Source organism: Salarchaeum sp. III (assembly GCF_036418315.1).
GTDB lineage: Archaea > Halobacteriota > Halobacteria > Halobacteriales > Halobacteriaceae > Salarchaeum.
On the sequence record NZ_JAZHPG010000011.1, the window covers coordinates 39,323 to 56,091 of the forward strand.

Here is a 16,769-nt window from a genome sequence, read left to right on the forward strand (position 1 = left end):
ACTCGGTCGACAGACACACCCCACATTCAATATAGCGGAATGTAGTGTATGAGTTGGGTGTCGGTCACGCTGTGAGCGAGTAAATCGAGTCGAGGTAGACCTCGCGGACGCGATCACCCCAGTTGTGGGTGTAGGTGTCGATGATGTCGTCCGCCACGTCGCCGCGGAGGTACTTGACGACGCCGCGGTCTCCCGTGCGGTCGCGGAGGTGCGTGGTGAAGAAGTGCCGGAAGTAGTGGGGGGTGACGTTCTCGGTGGCGTCAGCGCCGGGTTCGTACCAGCCGGCGTCAGTCGCGTGGCGGGTCACGACGTTCCGCACCATCTCCGGCGTCACGCGTTCGCCCCAGGCATCGCTCGTACTCACGAACAAGGGGTCTGCGGGCGACGGCGCGTCCGGTCGAATCGCGAGCCAGCGGAGGAGTGCGCGCTTCAACTCTCCGTCGACGGGAACCAACGTCACGCGTTTTCGCTTGTTCGACGCCGTGCGCTCCTCGCCGTTCACGGTCGTTCCGCGCACGGTATCGGGGTCGACGAACAGCGTGTCCGTCCGGCCGTCGAGGTGCGCGCGCCCGCCTAACTCGTAGGCGTCCCCGAGTTCCGGCGCGTCGAGCGTAATGTCTCGGAGGTCGAGATTACAGAGTTCACCGACGCGCAGCCCGGTCTTCAGGAGCGTCACGATGACCGCGCGCTCCAGCGGGTGTCGGATGTCGGTGACGAACGCCCGCATACGCGGAATCGGTATCTCGCGGCGCGCAGGGTCCGTGTCGATAGATTCGTCCATTTCCTCGACCACGAGCGACATCGGATTCGCGTCCAGCTCGCCGACCTGCGACATGTACGCGTAGAACCGATGCACGTAGGACGCGTACGTCGCGACCGTACTGTCCGCGCGGCCGTCGCGTATCGATGACACCCACGCGAGACAGTCCCGGCGGTCGGCGTCCGCAGGCGACGTGCCGCGCTGGTCGAGAAACGCCGTGTACTCGCCGAGCACGCGTTCGTACGCCGCTCGCGTGCGCTCGCTCTTCCCGTGGAACCCCATGTCCTCCAGGAAGTACTCGACGCGCTCGCTCATTCGTCCACCAGCGTGTACCCGCCCTCGCGCGGCCGGTACCGAACCGCTCCCTTGTCTTCGAGGGACTGAATCGCCGCCTCGACCTGGTCTTCCACGTCGTCAGTTACTGCCGCGAGCAGTTCCTCCCAATCGAGCGTCCCCTCAGACGACAGACACGACCGAACGTCCTCCTCCAACCCCGTTTCCCCGCCGTCACCCCCAGGGTCCACGGGCCCAGAACCGGTGTCCTCAACATTGATTTGGATGTTCTGCCGGCCCGCCTGCACCATCGCCCGTACGAACTCGCTCTGCGTCATATCGAGGTCTTCCGCGTCCGACACCCACTCCGCTTTCTGCCACCGCGGCACGTACGTCTTCACCGACGTGCGCTCCTCTTCGCTCATACGTCACGCCTCACATCCCGCCACCATCAAAGTTCCCACTACAGCGGATAAATACACTTATCGTCAGTAGTGTACCTACAATAGTGGCGTTTTGTAGTGCTAGAAATATTGATTTAGATCTCTGTACCCCAATTAGACAGATTACAGCCGAGAGTGTCGAGTCCTACGTTGCTTTCTTACTAATTCTGATTCGAGGGGAGTCACGGCTCGTTGACGAGTCGGACGCGAGGAGTCTGGCCTTCCTCGCGCGCGGGACGCCCCGGCCAGCGGAAGCGGGTTGGGGTATCGAAACGGCTACTCTGGCGCAGCTCGGGGTCACCGCTGTCGTTCCGGTATCGGATTCCTGAACGGGACTCCCACGACAGTTGCGAGCGTGAAGCCCCTCTCGTAGACGGCTTTTTGAGTGCGATGCTTCAGGGCCGTACACCATCGGACTGACGGTAATCCTGTGGCGCTCGTGTCGGTTCTTTCCCGAGTCTACTGAGAGAACACGATGCCGGGTCGTGCGAATCCCCGGCGGCGAACCCATGATGACAGACGTCCCCGGGTAGAGAAACCTTGGATAGACACCGATTACCCGTGTCCTGGTACCACCCTCTCATCCCGAGGGAGGGGTTTGGCCGGTGACGATGGTGACAGCGACGTTTCGGATATGGCGAGCGCGTCGCACCGTCCGGGGTACCCCACTCGCTGTAGAAGAACGCTGTTCGTTCCCCAACAGGTACTGTACGCGGTTTCTCGACCCCGGCGACGGACGTGCGAACCGAGCGGCGAGTGCCACGATGGTTCGAAGGGGCCTTGGTGCGGCCGAGCCTCGATTCGCCGTTCGGTGTTTCCGCTCGTCCAGGCGTTGACTTCCGGTGACCACGGGCGAGTTCGTTCCCTCAGAACGAACACCTCCTGTCGAGTATATTAGGTTCCACCATGTCCGCCACGCACTCTATAAATTCTATTTCGCTATATCCAATTTCGGGAGTTGTGCGATTTCGTGGGTATCGAGCGCTCCAGACAAGTACGGAGTGCTTCGGACCGTTCATAGCAAGGCTTTCCCGCGTTTTCACGGGATTCGTAGATAATGGAGGTAGCCGTGAGCGACGACAGCATCGACGAACTAAGCGAAACGTACCTCGAAGAGGTGACAGAGTGCGTCGGCGCGCTCGACGGCGTGTTCGACGGGGGCGCATCCGGCGTGGAACGCGTCGAGTCCCTGGAGTCGCGATGCGATGAGACGGGGCGTTCGCTCCAATCGGCGCTCGGCGCGGCGGCTCCGACGTTCCGCAGCGTCTACCTGCAAGCGGGCGACCTCGCGGAGTTCTACACGCGCGTCGACGAGATCGCGAACCACGCAGAGGCCGTCGCGCTCGATTACCGTGCGACCGGCGCGTACCTCGGGCCCGTCCGACCGCACCTGCGGGAGATGGTGGCGGACGCAGTGGTCGCGAGCACGCACCTCGAAACCGCGACCGCCGCCTATCTCGGCACGGGTGGCGGAGAAACCGTCTCCGACGCGGTATCGCACATCCGAGCGTTGGAGCGCGCGTGTGACGACCGCCGCCACGACGCCGTTCGAGTCGCGTTCGACGAACGGGAGGTGGCGGACGCGCTCGTCGTGCGCGAGCTCGTCCATGGCGTCGACGCGGTTGTAGACAGCGTAGAGGACGCCGCAGACCACCTCGAGTTCATGGTGTCGATCTCCCCCTAGGGCAGAATTCCGACCTCCTGAAGCAGGGACTCCGTCCGTGCCACGTCCCCCAAGGCCGACAGGGAGAGACCGGGCGGCTGCAGGTCACTGAGCGGCGGGAGAGCCGCGACCGGGTCGACGCCAGCTGTGACAGGGTAGGCGAGCGCGTCAGTGGCGACGAACTCCTGTGCTTCGGCGCTGAGGAGGTGGCGGATGAACTGGCGGGCGAGCATCGTCGCGCTGCTCGTGCGAAGGATGCCGGCGGCGGTGGCGTTGACCAGCGCGCCCGCGTCGTTTTGCGTGAACGCGAGCCCGGGTTGCATATCGGGCCGGCCCGCGCGAACGCGCAGGACGTCCTGGTGGGAGGTGAGCGCGAGCGCGGCGTCACCGCGCGCGACGGCGTTTGCGGCGAAGAATTCGCCGTCGACGGTTTCGGGGTTCGCGTCGAGTACGGCGAGCAGCCACTCGCGCGCGGCGCTCCGTCCGTCGAGCGCGCGGAGCGCGGTGGTGAACGTCCGGAAGCCGTAGGAGCGCGGCGCCCACGCGACCGGTCCGGGAACCGCATCGGGAATCGCGTAAACCGTCGTCGGCACAGTATCGGCGTCGAGGGCGCTGGTGTCGTAGGCGAGCGCGCGCGAGTGCGCGCCGACTCCAACCCAGGTGTCGTCCGGATGAAACTTCTCGGGGACGCGAGCGGTCACGTCGTCCGGAAGCGGAGCGGTGAGGTCGTCGTCCGCGAGCGTGTCCACGGCGGCGGCATCGGTCGCGAGGAAGACGTCCGCGCGGACGTTCCCGGCGTCGGCCTGTTCGCGGAGCGCCGACACGAGGACGTCCGCCGGTTCGACGCGGAGCGTCGGAGCGAATCCGGGATACGTGCGTTCGAGCAGGCCGACGAGTCGCTCGTATCGCTCGCTCGCGCTTCCCGCGACGTAGACGGTGAGCCGGCCGTCGAGTTCGGGGAGGTCGGCGATTCGCGGTCCGCCCGGAACGGGGCGGTCGCCGACGAGACTGGTGTCGCCGCGGAAGTCGTCGAGCGTCGGCTTCGGAGGGGGTTCACCATCACTGAACACGGTCGTACAGCCCGCGATCGACCCGAGGAGGGCACTGCTGGACGCCAGCACGCCGCGGCGCGTGTGGAGGGACCGCTCGGTCATCGTCCTCCACGTGCGCTCCCCGTCAGTATCAGCCTACTGCTTTCTGTGAGGCGCGAGTCACCCAAACCGTGAAGGCGCTCGCTTGCACTCGCTCGAGTATGGACAGGGTAGCCGTTATCGGCGCGTCGATGACGCAGTTCGGCGAGCGCGAGGGCTGGCTGCGCAACCTCCTCACCGAGGCCGGAGACGCCTGCCTGCGGGACGCGAACGCCCCCTCGGACGCGGTTGAGCATCTCTACGTTTCGAACATGGCGAGCGGCGAGTTCGAGGGGCAGACCGGCGTCTCGAACATGCTCGCGCACGACCTCGGGATGGTGGGCGCGTACACGCAGCGCGTGGACCAGACGAGCGCGTCGGGCGGCGCCGGCATCTACGCCGCCTGGCAGTCCGTCGCGTCCGGCGCGAGCGACATGACACTCCTCGTAGGCGGGGAGAAGATGACGCACCGCAGTACGGGCGAAGCCACCGACGTCATCGCGAGCCTCACGCATCCAGTGGAGTACAAGCACGGCGTCACGCTCCCGAGTTTCGCGGGGCTGACCGCGCGCCGCTACCTCGACGAGTACGACGCACCCCGGGAGTCGCTCGCCGCGGTCGCTGCGAAGAACCACCGGAACGGCGTCGACAACCCCCACGCCCAGTTCCGAAAGGAGGTGAGCGAGGCCGAGATTCTGGACTCCCCAATCGTCGCGGACCCGCTCCGGCTGTACGATTTCTGCCCCATCACGGACGGCTCGGCCGCCCTCCTTCTCTGCCCCGAATCCGTCGCTCGCGAGTACACGGACGACTACACCGTCGTGTCGGGCGTCGCCGGCGCGAGCGACACGCACGTCGTCCACGAGCGCGACGACCCAACCACGATGAAGGGTGTCGCCGACTCCGCGGACGCCGCGTTCGAGATGGCGGGTCGGACGCCCGACGACGTGGACGTGGCGGAACTCCACGACATGTTCACCATCCTCGAAGTCCTCCAGTTGGAGGACCTCGGGTTCGCCGAGAAGGGCGCGGGCTGGCGGCTCGCCCGGGACGGCGTCACCGAACGGGACGGCCGCCTCCCCGTCAACACCTCCGGCGGCCTGAAGTCGAAGGGCCATCCGCTCGGCGCGAGCGGCGTCGCACAGGCGTACGAACTCCACCAGCAACTTCTCGGCGACGCCGGCGACCGCCAGGTCGACGCCGATGTCGGCCTCGCCTGCAACGTCGGCGGGTTCGGGAACTGCGTCACCACCACCATCCTCGAAACAGCATGAAGGCACACCGCTGTCCGAACGACCACCTCACGTATCCCGGTCACGCCCGCTGTCCCGACTGCGGCGAACCACAGGACGATACCGTCTCGCTCACCGACCGGACCGCCGAGGTCGTGACGTGGACGACCAGCACCGCCACGCCGCCCGGCGTCCGCCAACCGAACCACCTCGCCATCGTCGAGTTCGACGTGGACGGCCAGTCTGTGCGCGCCCTCGGCCAACTCACCACCGACGGCGTCGACATCGGCGACACCGTCACGCCGGTCCACGTTGACGAACTCCGGGACCCCGACGCGGGCATCCGCGAACCCGAGAGCCAGGACTGGGACGGCTACCGATTCGAACCCGCCTGAGTGCGAGCTACATGCTACGACTCCCGAACGTGTCGCTATGAGCTGTTACTCGACGGTTATCAGCGGTTCTCCGGACACGTGTTCGATTCGAACGACCGCATCCACGGTCGACCGAATCGTCTCCAGAGAGTCGGACGAACAGCGCTGGCTGTCGAGCGTGAACAACTGGGGCGTCGCGTCAAGCCGCTGGCCGAGCGTGAGGAGGCGGGAGACGGTTCGAACGGACGTTTCGGCGAGCAGCGCGTCGAGCGAGTGAACGACCAGTGACGCGGGTCCGTCGAACCGCCCAACGAGGTCGTCCACGGTGAGAAAGAGCGACGCGTAGTCCCCGACGTTTGAGAGCGAGTACACGGGCGTTTCCGCGTACGGATCCGTCCGCGTCGACTCGTCGATACCGACCTCGACGACGCCGAGTCGCGACTCCCAGAGCACTCGGTCGGTATCGCGCTTGATTCGGCTCACGCGCCGCTCCGTGGTGACGACACAACATCCGCCCGACTGCCGCGTTTCGGTGACACCGAGGAACGCGAGCGCGAGGTCCGCCGCGTACCCGAGCTCGTCGCTGACGAAGACAACCTGATCGAGCGGTCGTTCGAGCGCGCGGTCCACGTACCGCGCGTCCCGGAACGCGGTGCGCGTGAGCGTCGATAGGCTTGTCTCCGTGGTACCGGGGGAGTCGTTTCGACCGCCGCGTCGAGCGGCTGAGTGATGGTTTCGAGGCATGGGACAGGGGAACGGAACTAATCAGTACTCCTCAGTGAAGAAAGGCGGGACAGATGGCGTAGAGCAGAGGTTCGCGTCTGTCCAGCCCGTGTTCGTCTCCGCCGCCCGGGTCGAACCGGTAGACGGGGACAGCCCTCGGTCTTCCGACGTCATCGGGCAGGTGAGGGCAGGCTCCCTCGAAGTAACTACTCACAACTACATATTCGAGCGGCTTAACGGTTCTCCTTTTCCCTGCCGAGCGAGGACGTATCCGAGTCGGGCGTGGCCCAGTGACCGGGAGCGTGGTGGGGCGGCTATCAGCTGCTCTGTGTCCCGTTTTATCGGAATGCTGGCGCGAACCGTCGGAGTGCCGCACCGACCGCGAACCCGAGCGTTCCAATCGTGAGTGCCGCGAGACAGCCACCAACTAGTCCGAGTCCGAGCAATTCTGGGAGGGCTGGTGGTTCTCCGGTGAGCGCTATCCCGCCGTAGTTCATCACCAGTCCGAAGACGGCCGCGAAGCTCACGGCCCAGCTCACCAGTAGGGCCTCAGTAGCGTACGCCTGAACGACCACGAGCGCGCCGAGCAAGACGGCGTATCCCTCCCACCAGAGCGCGAGGTGAACGGGCCAGCTGTATCCAGTGAAGGCGTTCAGGGCGGCGAAGTACAGCAGTGACCCGCCCAGAAGGACTCCGGCGAGCACGCTCCACCGCTTCGTTTTCTCCGGCGTGGGCCCGAGAAGAATCGCGCGCACCGTGGACCAGTCCATACGACTGTATCCACTCGTCACGACAAAAAACACTAGCCGAGTGTCTAGTCGGAGCGCGTTCGAGAATCCGCTACAGCCGCACGGGAACCCCGTGCTCGTCGAGGTACTCTTTGACTTCGTCGACACCGTACTCGTCGAAGTGGAAGATGGAGGCGGCGAGCGCGGCGTCGGCGCCGGCGTCGAACGCTTCCTTCATGTGCTCGGGGCCGCCACAGCCGGACGAGGCGATGACGGGCGTGGAGACGGCGTCGCAGACGGCGCTCGTGAGCGGGAGGTCGTAGCCGTCCTTGGTGCCGTCGGCGTCGATCGAGTTCACGAACAGTTCGCCCGCGCCGCGCTCCTCGGCTTCCGCCACCCATTCGAGTACGTCGCGGCCGGTCCCCTCACGGCCGCCCTTGACGGTGGCTTCGAACCAGCAGGACTCGCCATCGACCTGTTCGTAGTGTTCGCCGTCTTCGTCGAAGCGGCGTTTGGCGTCGACGCTGACGACCATGCACTGACTGCCGAACGCTCGCGCGCCCTCGGTGATGAGTTCGGGGCGCTGGATGGCGGCGGTGTTGATGGAGACCTTGTCCGCGCCCGCGCGCAGCGTCTCCTTCACGTCCTCGCGCGTGCGGATGCCGCCGCCCACGGTGAGCGGGATGAAGATCTCGTCGGCGACCCGGGAGACGGTGTCGAGCATCGTCTCCCGTCCGTCCGCGCTCGCGGTGATGTCGAGGAAGACGAACTCGTCCGCGCCCGCCTCGTTGTACTTCTTCGCGAGCTCCACGGGGTCGCCCGTGTACTGGAGGTCCTCGAACTGAACGCCCGTGTAGACCGCCGCGTCCCCGTTCTCGTCGAGGTCCACGTCGATACACGGGATGACGCGCTTCGTCAACATACCTGTTCGTTCACTCGCGCGGCGTTTCACGGTTTCGCCTCGATACGGTACGCTGATAGTCGAACCCGACCTACGTCGAGTATGACGTTTCTCGTCGCCTACGACGACTCGACGCTCTCGCGGGCCGCGCTCGACCGGGCCGTGGAGTTCGCGGGAGACCGGGAAGTTGTCGCGGTCACCACGATTCCGAACAGTCCCGCGTACGCTCGCGCGAACGACTGGCTCCGGGACGACGATTCGTTCGACATGGACACGGTCGAGGAGACGCTGCGCGAGCGCGTTCGGGAGCGCCAGCCGACCGCGTCGTTCGAGCCGATTCAGTTGGAGTCCGCGCCGCCGCTCGCGACCATCGGACTCGCAGTGCGGAAGGCCGCGCGACAGTTCGACGCGGAGGTCGTGTTCGTCGGCAGTCGGAGCGCGGGTCGCCTCGTCACGAACCTCGTGAGCGTCGGGCAGAACGTCGCGACCGACGCGAGCTACGACGTTCACATCGTTCGAAGTTCGTAAATACGCGCCCACAGAACACTCGGAATATGAGCGACTCCGACACCGAGAGCGAGGAAGCGACCGACGAACAGTCCCGGCACGATTCTCGGGTCACGTCGCCGATGCAGGAATACGGCGGGCGCGCCGTCCTCACTGGGTTCGTCGTTCTCCTCCTCGGTCTCGCCGTAATCGTCGGACCGGCGCTTCTAGTCTAGTTCTTCGGCGAGCGTGTCGCGGGCGTCCGCGACCGACTCGAAGCCGTACGCGAGTTCCGTTCCAGCAACGTCGAGCGTCAGCGTTCCCGAGTCGTCCGCGGCACCGAGTTCGACGGCGTCGACGCGGGTGCGGACGGCGTCGGGGTCCGTGGTCTCGACGACCGCGCGACCGGGGGCTTCCGAGAACAGTTCCGCGAGTCCCGGGACGCTGGCTTCGAGGCCGGCGTCCGCGGTGAGCATCTCGGCGAGCGTCACGGCGAGCCCGCCGTCGCTCACGTCGTGGACCGCGCGGGTGGAGGCGAGGTCGGCGACGGACGCGAGGCCGGCGACGCGGTCCGCGGGCCGGTCGGGGAGCGCGGGGAAGCGGTCGCTTCCGCCCGATTGGGCGAGGTACTCGCTCCCGCCGAGGCAGCTCGCGTGCCCGCCGACGAGCAGCAGCGTTCCCTCGCCGCTGAGGCCGGTGCCGGGCGCGTCGTAGCCCGATTTGGTGCCGAGCATCGCGAGCGTCGGCGTCGGCGGAATCGGCCCCGTGGCGGAGTCGTTGTAGAGGCTGACGTTCCCGCCGACGACGGGAACTGAGAGGTCGCGGCAGCCGTCCGCCAATCCGTCCACGACACTGGTGAATCCGCCGTACACGTCGGGTTTCTCGGGGTTCCCGCCGTTGAGGCAGTCGACGGCGGCGAGCGGGGTCGCGCCGACCGCGGCGAGGTTGGTGGCGTTCTCGACGGCGGTGGCGTACGCGCCCTCGTAGGGCGCCGCAGCCGTCCAGTTCGGGTTCGCGCCCGCGGAGAGCGCGACACCCTGACCGGCGCGTCGAACCGCGAGCAGTGCGGCGTCGTCGCCGGGGCGGACGCTCGTTCGCGCGCCGACCTCGTGGTCGTACTGGCGGTACACCCAGCGCTTCGAGGCCGTGTTCGGACTGGAGAGCACGGCGTCGAACGCGGACTCGAGGGGCGTATCGGGGAGGTCGACGGTGGGTTCGGGCGGTTCCTCAGTTGGGAGGTCGTTGAGGGGGGCGCCGTCAGCGAGGTATTCGGCCGGCGCGTCCACGACCGTCTCACCCTCGAACTCGCAGACGAAGCGTCCGGAGTCGGTGAGGTCGCCGATGACCGAACAGCCGAGGTCGTACGTCTCGGCGATGTCGCGGACCGCGTCCACGTTCTCCGGCGCGACCTCGTAGCACATCCGCTCCTGGGACTCGGCGAGCAGGATTTCGGTCGCGTTCATGTTCGGTTCGCGCTGATGGACGCGCGCGAGGTCGATGACGCAGCCGAGGCCGCCCTTCGCCACCAGTTCGCAGGACGCGCCGCCCAGTCCGGCCGCGCCGAGGTCGCGCGCGGACTCGACGAGGTTCGCGGAAACGAGGTCCTCGTTCGCCTCGATGAGGAGCTTTTCAGTATAAGGGTCGCCAACCTGAACGGCGGGCCGGTCCTCGGTTTCGGCGTCCTCCGCGAGATCCTCGCTCGCGAAACTCGCGCCGCCCAGTCCGTCGCGGCCCGTACCGTTTCCGACGAGCACGAGCTTGTTCCCGGGTTCCTGAGCTTCGGCGGTGACGAGGCGGTCCGCGTCGAGGAGGCCGACGCAGGCGACGTTCACCAGCGGATTCCCCTCGTAGTCGGGGTGGAACTGCGTGCTTCCGCCGACCGTGGGGACGCCGATGGCATTCCCGTAGTCGCTGATTCCCTCGACGACGCCGTCGAGGAGGTAGCGGGAATGTTCGGCGTCGAAGTCACCGAAGTAGAGGCTGTCGGCGAGCGCGATGGGGTACGCGCCCATGGAGAGCGTGTCCCGGACGATGCCGCCGACGCCCGTCGCCGCGCCGTCGTAGGGGTCAACGTAGCTCGGGTGGTTGTGGGACTCCACGCCGAACGTCAAGTAGGTATCCTCGTCCAGCGCGACGACGGCGGCGTCGTCGCCGGGCCCGACGACGACGCGGTCGCTCTCGCTGTCGAACGCGGAGAGGAGCATGCGCGAGGAGCGATAGGCGCAGTGTTCGCTCCAGAGGTTCTCGAAGAGCGCGGCCTCGGTCGTCGTGGGGTCGCGGCCGAGCTCCGCTTCCACGAGTTCGCGGTCCGAATCGGCGAGACTCATTCAACTACGTGTACTAACACCCGCCATTAATGCGTTTCCATGTACACGTTCGTGCACTCAGAGCGTGACGTGCTCGTCGGTCACGCTCTGCAACTGCGAGTTGTGTTCCGGCTGCATCACGCCGGATGCGACCACGTACACGCCGGTTGCGCCCGCGTCCCGCGTCGCGTTTGCGAGTGTCGACACCAGGCGGTAGAGCCGGTCGGCGTCCGCGTACATGTAGAGTGTGCTGAGATTGTCGAACACCACCCAGCCGCCCTCTCGGACGTGCTCAAGCGCGTTCGAGAACTGGATGCTGAGTCCCGTCAGGTCGCTCGGACTCACGCGCTCGGACACCCAGAGCGGGCCGTCGTACGTCACTGTCGACCCCGTTACGGGGATGACGCCGACGTGTGCGGGGTTCGCGCCGCGTTCCCGGACCGCGCGCTCCGTTCGCGCCGGCGACCCGCTCGTCTGCACTAGCAGGAGGTTGTCGAACGCGCGCTCCGGAAGCACGTCCACCACCGAGCCGTGCGGCGGAGCCTCCGCGAGCACCTGCGTACCCGACCGGACGGCGTCCAGCGTCTGCGCCGCGCTCTCAGGCATCCTCGAACCCTCCACTCGTTCCGTCCCCGCTCTCTGAGACCGCGCGGTCGCGCGCGGTCCCGACGAAGTCCCGCGCGAAGTAGACCGCCGCAGCCACGATACACGCGCTCGCCGCGACGTAGAACACGTACGAGATGAGGACTGCGAGGCGGCTCTCGACGAGTCCGAAGTCGTACGCGAAGTTCGCGGCCGCGCCGACGCTCAGCAGGCCGAGCGTTACCGCGAACAACAGCACCCCCTCCTGGTAGAGCACGGTGTCGGCGCGCCGAACGAGAATGTTCAGAACGACAGCCATGCACGCGAGCAGGACGCAAATCTGGGCGGCGAACACCGCGACTGCCACGGCCTCGACGTTCACGCTCCAACACCCCGCGTCATCCGGTCGAGCCGGTAGGTCGCGAGCGCGACGGCCGCGACGCTCACCGTCCAGAACGCCGTTGCCGCGACGAGGTACCACGCGGTCGGCAGCGGAAGCTGTGCGGCCATCGTCGTTCCGAGAAACCCGGCGATGGCGACCGTTATCGGTTGTAGCACGTTCCCCCACGCCGTGCCCGCGTACCCGCGCGCGGCGATGGCCATCACGACCACCGCCCCCGTCAACAGCGTGCTTTGCGCCACCACGAGCGCGTCGAGCACGACCTGTAGCGTGTTCACGCCACCACCTCCGCGGGCGGCTGTGGTCGCCCCGCGACGGGGCGGACCGTCGACGCGAGCACGCGCCCCCGAGCATACCGATTCATTGACCGGCGAGAGGTCGCGGTCCCACGTAACTGTTCTCCCCGATTCGCGCTCAGCGCGGCGCGCCGCGGTATTGGTCGTCACCGAACCCGAGCAGGGGGACGAAGAGGAACGTCAGGAAGGCCATTCCGAGCCCGAAAAGGGTGCCGCGGCCGAACGCGCGAGCCACGTCGATGAAGACTTTGATGGCGACGATGAGGTTCACGAGGGGGACGAGGTAGAGCAGGAGGTACCACCAGGGGTTCCCGCCGATTTTGATCAGGACGTACGTGTTGTAGATGGGGATTATCGCGGCCCACCCGGGTTCATCGGCCTTCTGGAAAATCCGCCACATTCCCGCTATCGTGACGAGTGCTATCAGGAGCGCGAGCAGTAGGAACAGGAGGGCGGCGCCGTTACCGCCGTTGCCACTCTGCAACGGAAGCAAGGCGTCGTTCAGTAGTGCCATACGATACGTCTTTTTCCCCGTGGAATAAACGTTCTCGTCGACGGGACCGGGGGGCTTTTGCCGGCGGCCCGCGAACCCTCGCTCGTGCTGTCCGTCGAACTGCACTCGCACTCCGCGCTCTCCTACGACGGCCGGGACCCCGTCGAAATGCTCCTGGAGCAGGCGCGCGCGGTCGGCCTGGACGCGCTCGCGGTCACCGACCACGACGAGATAGACGCGAGCCTCGACGCCGCGGAGAAGGCGAGCGAGTACGGTCTCGTCGGGATTCCCGGGATGGAAGTCACGTCCGCCGCGGGGCACGTGCTCGCCATCGGTGTTCGGGACGCGATCCCCACCGGCCTGCCGTTCGACGAGACGTTGAGCGAAATCCGGGACCGCGGCGGTATCGCGGTCGTCCCGCACCCGTTCCAGGAGTCCCGGAGCGGCGTCGCGGCGAACGTCTCGCGGCGCGACCTCGCGTCCGCAGACGCCATCGAAATCTACAACTCCCGCCTCCTCACCGGCCGGGCGAACCGGCAGGCCGAGCGGTTCGCGGACGAACACGACCTCCCGATGACCGCGGGAAGCGATGCGCACATCGCCGAGATGGTCGGACAGGCCGTCACGCGCGTCGACACGGACGAGCGGTCGCTCGACGCGATTCTGGACGCCATCCGCGACGGCCGGACCTCCGTGGAGGGGACGCGGACGCCGTGGCGCGTGAGCTTCCGGCAGGCGGCCGGGGGCGCGAAACGCCGCGTGAAGAACCGGCTGCGCGACTACTTCTAATGCTCCCCCAGTACGTCGTTGAGGCCGTCGACACCGGTGACCCGCTTCCGGGAACAACGGGATTCGCGGGCGAACTCCCGGACGGCCGCCTCGCCCGCGACGTGCTCGGCCGCGAACTCCTCTACACCGACGCCGGAACCTGGAGCCACAGCCCCGATGACCTCGCCGACCCGACCCTGTTTCCCGCGGGGCACATCGGCGCGCCGAACGACCACCAGTGCGTCTGGCGACTCCCCGACTCCACGACCGACGGCGGCCTCGACGCCCTCCGCGACGCGCTCGACACTGCGCTCGCCAGTGGAGACGGCGGGGACGCGGCGGTCGCGTTCTCCGGCGGCGTGGATTCGGCGCTCGTCGCGGACGCCACCGACGCGCCCCTGCACGTCGTCGGGTTCCCCGACAGCGCCGACATCGACGCGGCCCGGGAGTCGGCGAGCCTGCTCGGCCGCGACCTGACCGTCCACGAACTCACCATCGACGACGTGGAGGCTGCTGTTCCGTCGGTGGCGCGCACCATCGGTCGGACGAACGCGATGGACGTGTCGATAGCGCTCCCGCTCTATTTCGTCGCGGCGCGCGCGGACGCGGACCGCCTCCTGCTGGGCCAAGGTGCGGACGAACTGTTCGGCGGGTACGCGAAGGTGGAGAAGGCAGAGAGCGACCCCCGAACCGACGCCGACACCGTCCGCGGCGCGCGCGACGAGGTCGTGAGGACGCTCCCCGCCCAACTGGAGCGAGACATCCGGGCCGTGCGCGCGACCGATACGGAACCGGTGACGCCGCTTCTCCACGACGCGGTCGTCCGCGAGGCGCTCCGCCTTCCCGACGACCTGCTCGTCGCCGACGGCGTCCGGAAGCGCGCGCTCCGCGAACTCGCCGCGGAACGGCTGCCCGACCCGATAGCGTACCGCGAGAAGAAGGCCGTGCAGTACGGGACTCTCGTCGCGCGCGAACTCGACCGGCTCGCCCGGCAAGCCGGGTTCAAGCGCCGGATGGACGACCACGTCACGAAGTACGTCGACTCAGTCGTATAGCGCCCGGGGAGACCGTTTCCGGAATCGGGTGTGAGCGAGTACCAATCTGTTTTGGCAGAAACGCTATCCCGCGGTAGCGGAAATATTTGCGTGATGTCGGAACCACTACTCGACGGGAAGACGGCGGTTATCACGGGCGCATCGAGCGGGAACGGCCGCAGCATGGCGCGCACGTTCGCCGAAGAGGGCGCTGACATCGTCGTCGCGGACATCCGCGACGAACCCCGAGAGGGTGGGACGCCAACGCACGAACTCGTTCCGGAGGAAACGGACGCGGACGCGACGTTCGTCGAGTGCAACGTCACGAACCGGAGCGACCTCGTGGACGCGGTAGACGCCGCCGAGGAGTTCGGCGGTATCGACGTGATGGTAAACAACGCGGGCGTCTTCCGGAGCGAGGAGTTCACCGACGTCTCGGAAGACGAGTTCGACCAGCTCATGGACATCAACGTCAAGGGGACGTTCTTCGGCGCGCAGATCGCCGGCGACCGCATGGTCGAGAACGGCGGCGGCAGCATCATCAACCTCTCCAGCGTCGCCGGATTGAACGGCTCGCCCGACCACGTCACGTACTGCACGTCGAAGGGCGCCGTCCGCCTCCTCACGTACTCCGTCGCCGCCGCGCTCGGTCCGGAGGGCGTCCGCACGAACGCTATCCACCCCGGCCTCATCGAGACGGCGATGACGACCGAGGACGTCCCCATCATCGGGACGGACGAAGGTGAGCAGTTCATGCAGGCGATTCCGTCCCGTCGATGGGGGCAGCCTGACGACGTGGCGGACGCCGCGCTGTTCCTCGCGAGCGACCTCGCGAGCTACGTCAACGGCGAGTCACTCGTCGTCGACGGTGGAATGTCCAGCACTCAATAGTCCTCGGCCGCCGCAATCGCTTCGAGCGCGATTTTCTGGGTGTCCGCATCGATGCCGCTGTTTCGGAGGTCGCGCGCGCTGTACCAGTCCCACGCCTCCGCGCCTTCCTCGCCGTCGGCCGGGTCGATATCTCTGCTCTCGACGGTGGCGAAGTAGACGTGGTCGACGTGCTGGTGGCCGACCGTGCCGTCCGGGTGGACGTTGATGTCGTACAGCATCTGGTAGCGCGGACTCGGGAGCGCTTCGCCCGCTGGCGCGGGCACGTCCGGCGCGTCGCCGAGAAGCAAGGGGTCGAGGCCGGTCTCCTCGCGGACCTCGCGCAGGCCGGCCTCGTGCGGGAGTTCGTCCCGGTCGACGTGGCCGCCGGGCGGGATGCGGATGCCGAGGCGGGCGTGCTCGTGGAGCGCCGTCGCTCCGTCGTGTACGACGTAGACGGTCGCGGTGAAGTGTCGCGTCGTCTCCATACCGCGAGAAAGACCGGGGAGTCCTATGCCTCCATCGGGATGTCGCTCGCCGCTTCGAGGAGTTCGTGGTAGCGGTTCCGGATGGTGACTTCGCTGATGTTCGCGACCTCGCTCACCTGGTTCTGGGTGACGCGCTCGTTCACGAGCAGGCTCGCCGCGTACACCGCCGCGGCCGCCAGCCCGACCGGACTCTTCCCGCTCGTGATACCCTCGTCCTGGGCGTTCGAGAGGAGTTCGCGCGCCTGGCGTTCGACCTCGTCGCTGAGATTGAGGTCGCTCACGAACCGCGGCACGTAGCTCGCCGGGTCGGCCGGCGCGACCTCCAAGCCGAGTTCGCGAACGACGTACCGGTAGGTGCGCGCTATCTCGTCCTTGTCCACGCGGGAGACCTTCGAGACCTCGTCCAGGCTCCGGGGCGTGTTCGCCTGCCGCGCCGCCGCGTACAGCGCCGACGTGGCGACGCCCTCGATGCTCCGCCCCGGAAGCAAGTCCTCGCCGAGCGCGCGCCGATAGATGACGGACGCCGTCTCCCGAACCGGCTTCGGAAGGCCGAGCGCGCTACTCATGCGTTCGATTTCGCCGAGCGCCTGCTTCAGGTTGCGCTCCTTCGAGTCCCGGGTGCGAAAGCGCTCGTTCCACTTGCGCAACCGCTGCATCTTCTGGCGCTGATTCGACGAGAGGCTGTTGCCGTAGGCGTCCTTGTCCTGCCAGCCGATGTTGGTGGACAGCCCTTTGTCGTGCATCATGTTCGTCGTCGGCGCGCCGACGCGGCTCTTCTTGTCCTTCTCCGCCGAGTCGAACGCCCGCCACTCCGGCCCCCGG

Annotated in this window: 21 protein-coding genes; 8 read left to right on the forward strand and 13 right to left on the reverse strand. The window is 67.1% G+C overall.

Annotated elements, in window-relative coordinates:
• Window positions 1-64: 64 nt before the first annotated feature.
• Together U3A55_RS01025 and U3A55_RS01030 are read right to left on the reverse strand one after the other, a co-directional pair.
• Window positions 65-1,075 carry a tyrosine-type recombinase/integrase gene (locus U3A55_RS01025; protein ID WP_330989658.1) on the reverse strand — a complete coding sequence of 337 codons (1,011 nt, stop codon included), beginning with the start codon at window positions 1,073-1,075 and terminating at the stop codon, window positions 65-67.
• Window positions 1,072-1,458, reverse strand: a complete 387-nt coding sequence (locus U3A55_RS01030; RefSeq protein WP_330989659.1) for a DUF5805 domain-containing protein — start codon at window positions 1,456-1,458, stop codon at window positions 1,072-1,074. Before U3A55_RS01030 ends, U3A55_RS01025 begins: the two co-directional genes overlap by 4 nt.
• Window positions 1,459-2,533: 1,075 nt before the next feature.
• On the opposite strand from U3A55_RS01030, the gene U3A55_RS01035 reads away from it, so the two are divergent.
• Window positions 2,534-3,160 carry a DUF47 domain-containing protein gene (locus U3A55_RS01035; RefSeq protein WP_330989660.1) on the forward strand — a complete coding sequence of 209 codons (627 nt, stop codon included), beginning with the start codon at window positions 2,534-2,536 and terminating at the stop codon, window positions 3,158-3,160.
• On the opposite strand, the gene U3A55_RS01040 is transcribed toward U3A55_RS01035, so the two are convergent.
• Window positions 3,157-4,293, reverse strand: coding sequence for an extracellular solute-binding protein (locus tag U3A55_RS01040; protein ID WP_330989661.1), 1,137 nt, complete (start codon window positions 4,291-4,293; stop codon window positions 3,157-3,159). The genes U3A55_RS01035 and U3A55_RS01040 overlap by 4 nt on opposite strands.
• A 98-nt stretch (window positions 4,294-4,391) precedes the next feature.
• On the opposite strand from U3A55_RS01040, the gene U3A55_RS01045 reads away from it, so the two are divergent.
• Both U3A55_RS01045 and U3A55_RS01050 read left to right on the forward strand, forming a co-directional pair.
• The gene (locus tag U3A55_RS01045; RefSeq protein ID WP_330989662.1) at window positions 4,392-5,543 is read left to right on the forward strand and encodes a thiolase C-terminal domain-containing protein; all 1,152 of its coding nucleotides are present in this window, start codon (window positions 4,392-4,394) and stop codon (window positions 5,541-5,543) included.
• Window positions 5,540-5,896 (forward strand): Zn-ribbon domain-containing OB-fold protein, encoded by a 357-nt coding sequence (locus U3A55_RS01050; protein ID WP_330989663.1) that lies wholly within the window; start codon window positions 5,540-5,542, stop codon window positions 5,894-5,896. Before U3A55_RS01045 ends, U3A55_RS01050 begins: the two co-directional genes overlap by 4 nt.
• Window positions 5,897-5,941: 45 nt before the next feature.
• On the opposite strand, the gene U3A55_RS01055 is transcribed toward U3A55_RS01050, so the two are convergent.
• The 3 genes from U3A55_RS01055 to hisF all read right to left on the reverse strand — a co-directional run bounded on the left by U3A55_RS01055 (window position 5,942) and on the right by hisF (window position 8,248).
• A complete protein-coding gene (locus tag U3A55_RS01055; RefSeq protein ID WP_330989664.1) occupies window positions 5,942-6,619 on the reverse strand; it encodes a hypothetical protein in 678 nt (225 codons plus the stop codon).
• Between the two features lie 317 nt (window positions 6,620-6,936).
• Window positions 6,937-7,368 (reverse strand): hypothetical protein, encoded by a 432-nt coding sequence (locus U3A55_RS01060; protein WP_330989665.1) that lies wholly within the window; start codon window positions 7,366-7,368, stop codon window positions 6,937-6,939.
• A 70-nt stretch (window positions 7,369-7,438) separates the two neighbouring features.
• On the reverse strand, window positions 7,439-8,248 hold the full coding sequence (gene hisF / locus U3A55_RS01065) for an imidazole glycerol phosphate synthase subunit HisF (protein WP_330989666.1): 810 nt from the start codon (window positions 8,246-8,248) through the stop codon (window positions 7,439-7,441).
• 81 nt (window positions 8,249-8,329) lie between these two features.
• On the opposite strand from hisF, the gene U3A55_RS01070 reads away from it, so the two are divergent.
• Both U3A55_RS01070 and U3A55_RS01075 read left to right on the forward strand, forming a co-directional pair.
• Entirely contained in the window at window positions 8,330-8,755 is a 426-nt protein-coding gene (locus U3A55_RS01070; protein ID WP_330989667.1) for a universal stress protein, read from the forward strand.
• Window positions 8,756-8,781: 26 nt separating this feature from the next.
• Entirely contained in the window at window positions 8,782-8,949 is a 168-nt protein-coding gene (locus U3A55_RS01075; RefSeq protein ID WP_330989668.1) for a DUF7550 family protein, read from the forward strand.
• On the opposite strand, the gene purL is transcribed toward U3A55_RS01075, so the two are convergent.
• The 5 genes from purL to U3A55_RS01100 form a co-directional block, all read right to left on the reverse strand.
• Window positions 8,941-11,040: a phosphoribosylformylglycinamidine synthase subunit PurL gene (gene purL, locus U3A55_RS01080; RefSeq protein ID WP_330989669.1), complete on the reverse strand. Its 2,100-nt coding sequence runs from the start codon at window positions 11,038-11,040 to the stop codon at window positions 8,941-8,943. The genes U3A55_RS01075 and purL overlap by 9 nt on opposite strands.
• Before the next feature lie 57 nt (window positions 11,041-11,097).
• On the reverse strand, window positions 11,098-11,625 hold the full coding sequence (locus U3A55_RS01085; RefSeq protein WP_330989670.1) for a DUF7504 family protein: 528 nt from the start codon (window positions 11,623-11,625) through the stop codon (window positions 11,098-11,100).
• A complete protein-coding gene (locus tag U3A55_RS01090; protein WP_330989671.1) occupies window positions 11,618-11,983 on the reverse strand; it encodes a hypothetical protein in 366 nt (121 codons plus the stop codon). Before U3A55_RS01090 ends, U3A55_RS01085 begins: the two co-directional genes overlap by 8 nt.
• The gene (locus tag U3A55_RS01095) at window positions 11,980-12,279 is read right to left on the reverse strand and encodes a hypothetical protein (RefSeq protein ID WP_330989672.1); all 300 of its coding nucleotides are present in this window, start codon (window positions 12,277-12,279) and stop codon (window positions 11,980-11,982) included. Before U3A55_RS01095 ends, U3A55_RS01090 begins: the two co-directional genes overlap by 4 nt.
• Before the next feature lie 136 nt (window positions 12,280-12,415).
• Window positions 12,416-12,811, reverse strand: coding sequence for a DUF5684 domain-containing protein (locus U3A55_RS01100; RefSeq protein WP_330989673.1), 396 nt, complete (start codon window positions 12,809-12,811; stop codon window positions 12,416-12,418).
• 84 nt (window positions 12,812-12,895) lie between these two features.
• On the opposite strand from U3A55_RS01100, the gene U3A55_RS01105 reads away from it, so the two are divergent.
• The 3 genes from U3A55_RS01105 (at window position 12,896) to U3A55_RS01115 (ending at window position 15,483) form a co-directional block, all read left to right on the forward strand.
• Window positions 12,896-13,579: a PHP domain-containing protein gene (locus U3A55_RS01105; protein WP_330989674.1), complete on the forward strand. Its 684-nt coding sequence runs from the start codon at window positions 12,896-12,898 to the stop codon at window positions 13,577-13,579.
• Entirely contained in the window at window positions 13,579-14,613 is a 1,035-nt protein-coding gene (locus U3A55_RS01110; protein ID WP_330989675.1) for an asparagine synthase C-terminal domain-containing protein, read from the forward strand. Before U3A55_RS01105 ends, U3A55_RS01110 begins: the two co-directional genes overlap by 1 nt.
• A 93-nt stretch (window positions 14,614-14,706) precedes the next feature.
• Window positions 14,707-15,483, forward strand: a complete 777-nt coding sequence (locus tag U3A55_RS01115; protein WP_330989677.1) for an SDR family oxidoreductase — start codon at window positions 14,707-14,709, stop codon at window positions 15,481-15,483.
• Here the strand turns inward: U3A55_RS01115 and U3A55_RS01120 are convergent.
• Window positions 15,477-15,947 carry an NUDIX hydrolase gene (locus U3A55_RS01120; protein ID WP_330989678.1) on the reverse strand — a complete coding sequence of 157 codons (471 nt, stop codon included), beginning with the start codon at window positions 15,945-15,947 and terminating at the stop codon, window positions 15,477-15,479. The two genes, U3A55_RS01115 and U3A55_RS01120, sit on opposite strands and share 7 nt — an antisense overlap.
• Before the next feature lie 23 nt (window positions 15,948-15,970).
• Window positions 15,971-16,769 (reverse strand): transcription initiation factor IIB (locus U3A55_RS01125; protein ID WP_330989679.1); only part of this gene is annotated, 799 nt, incomplete at its 5' end.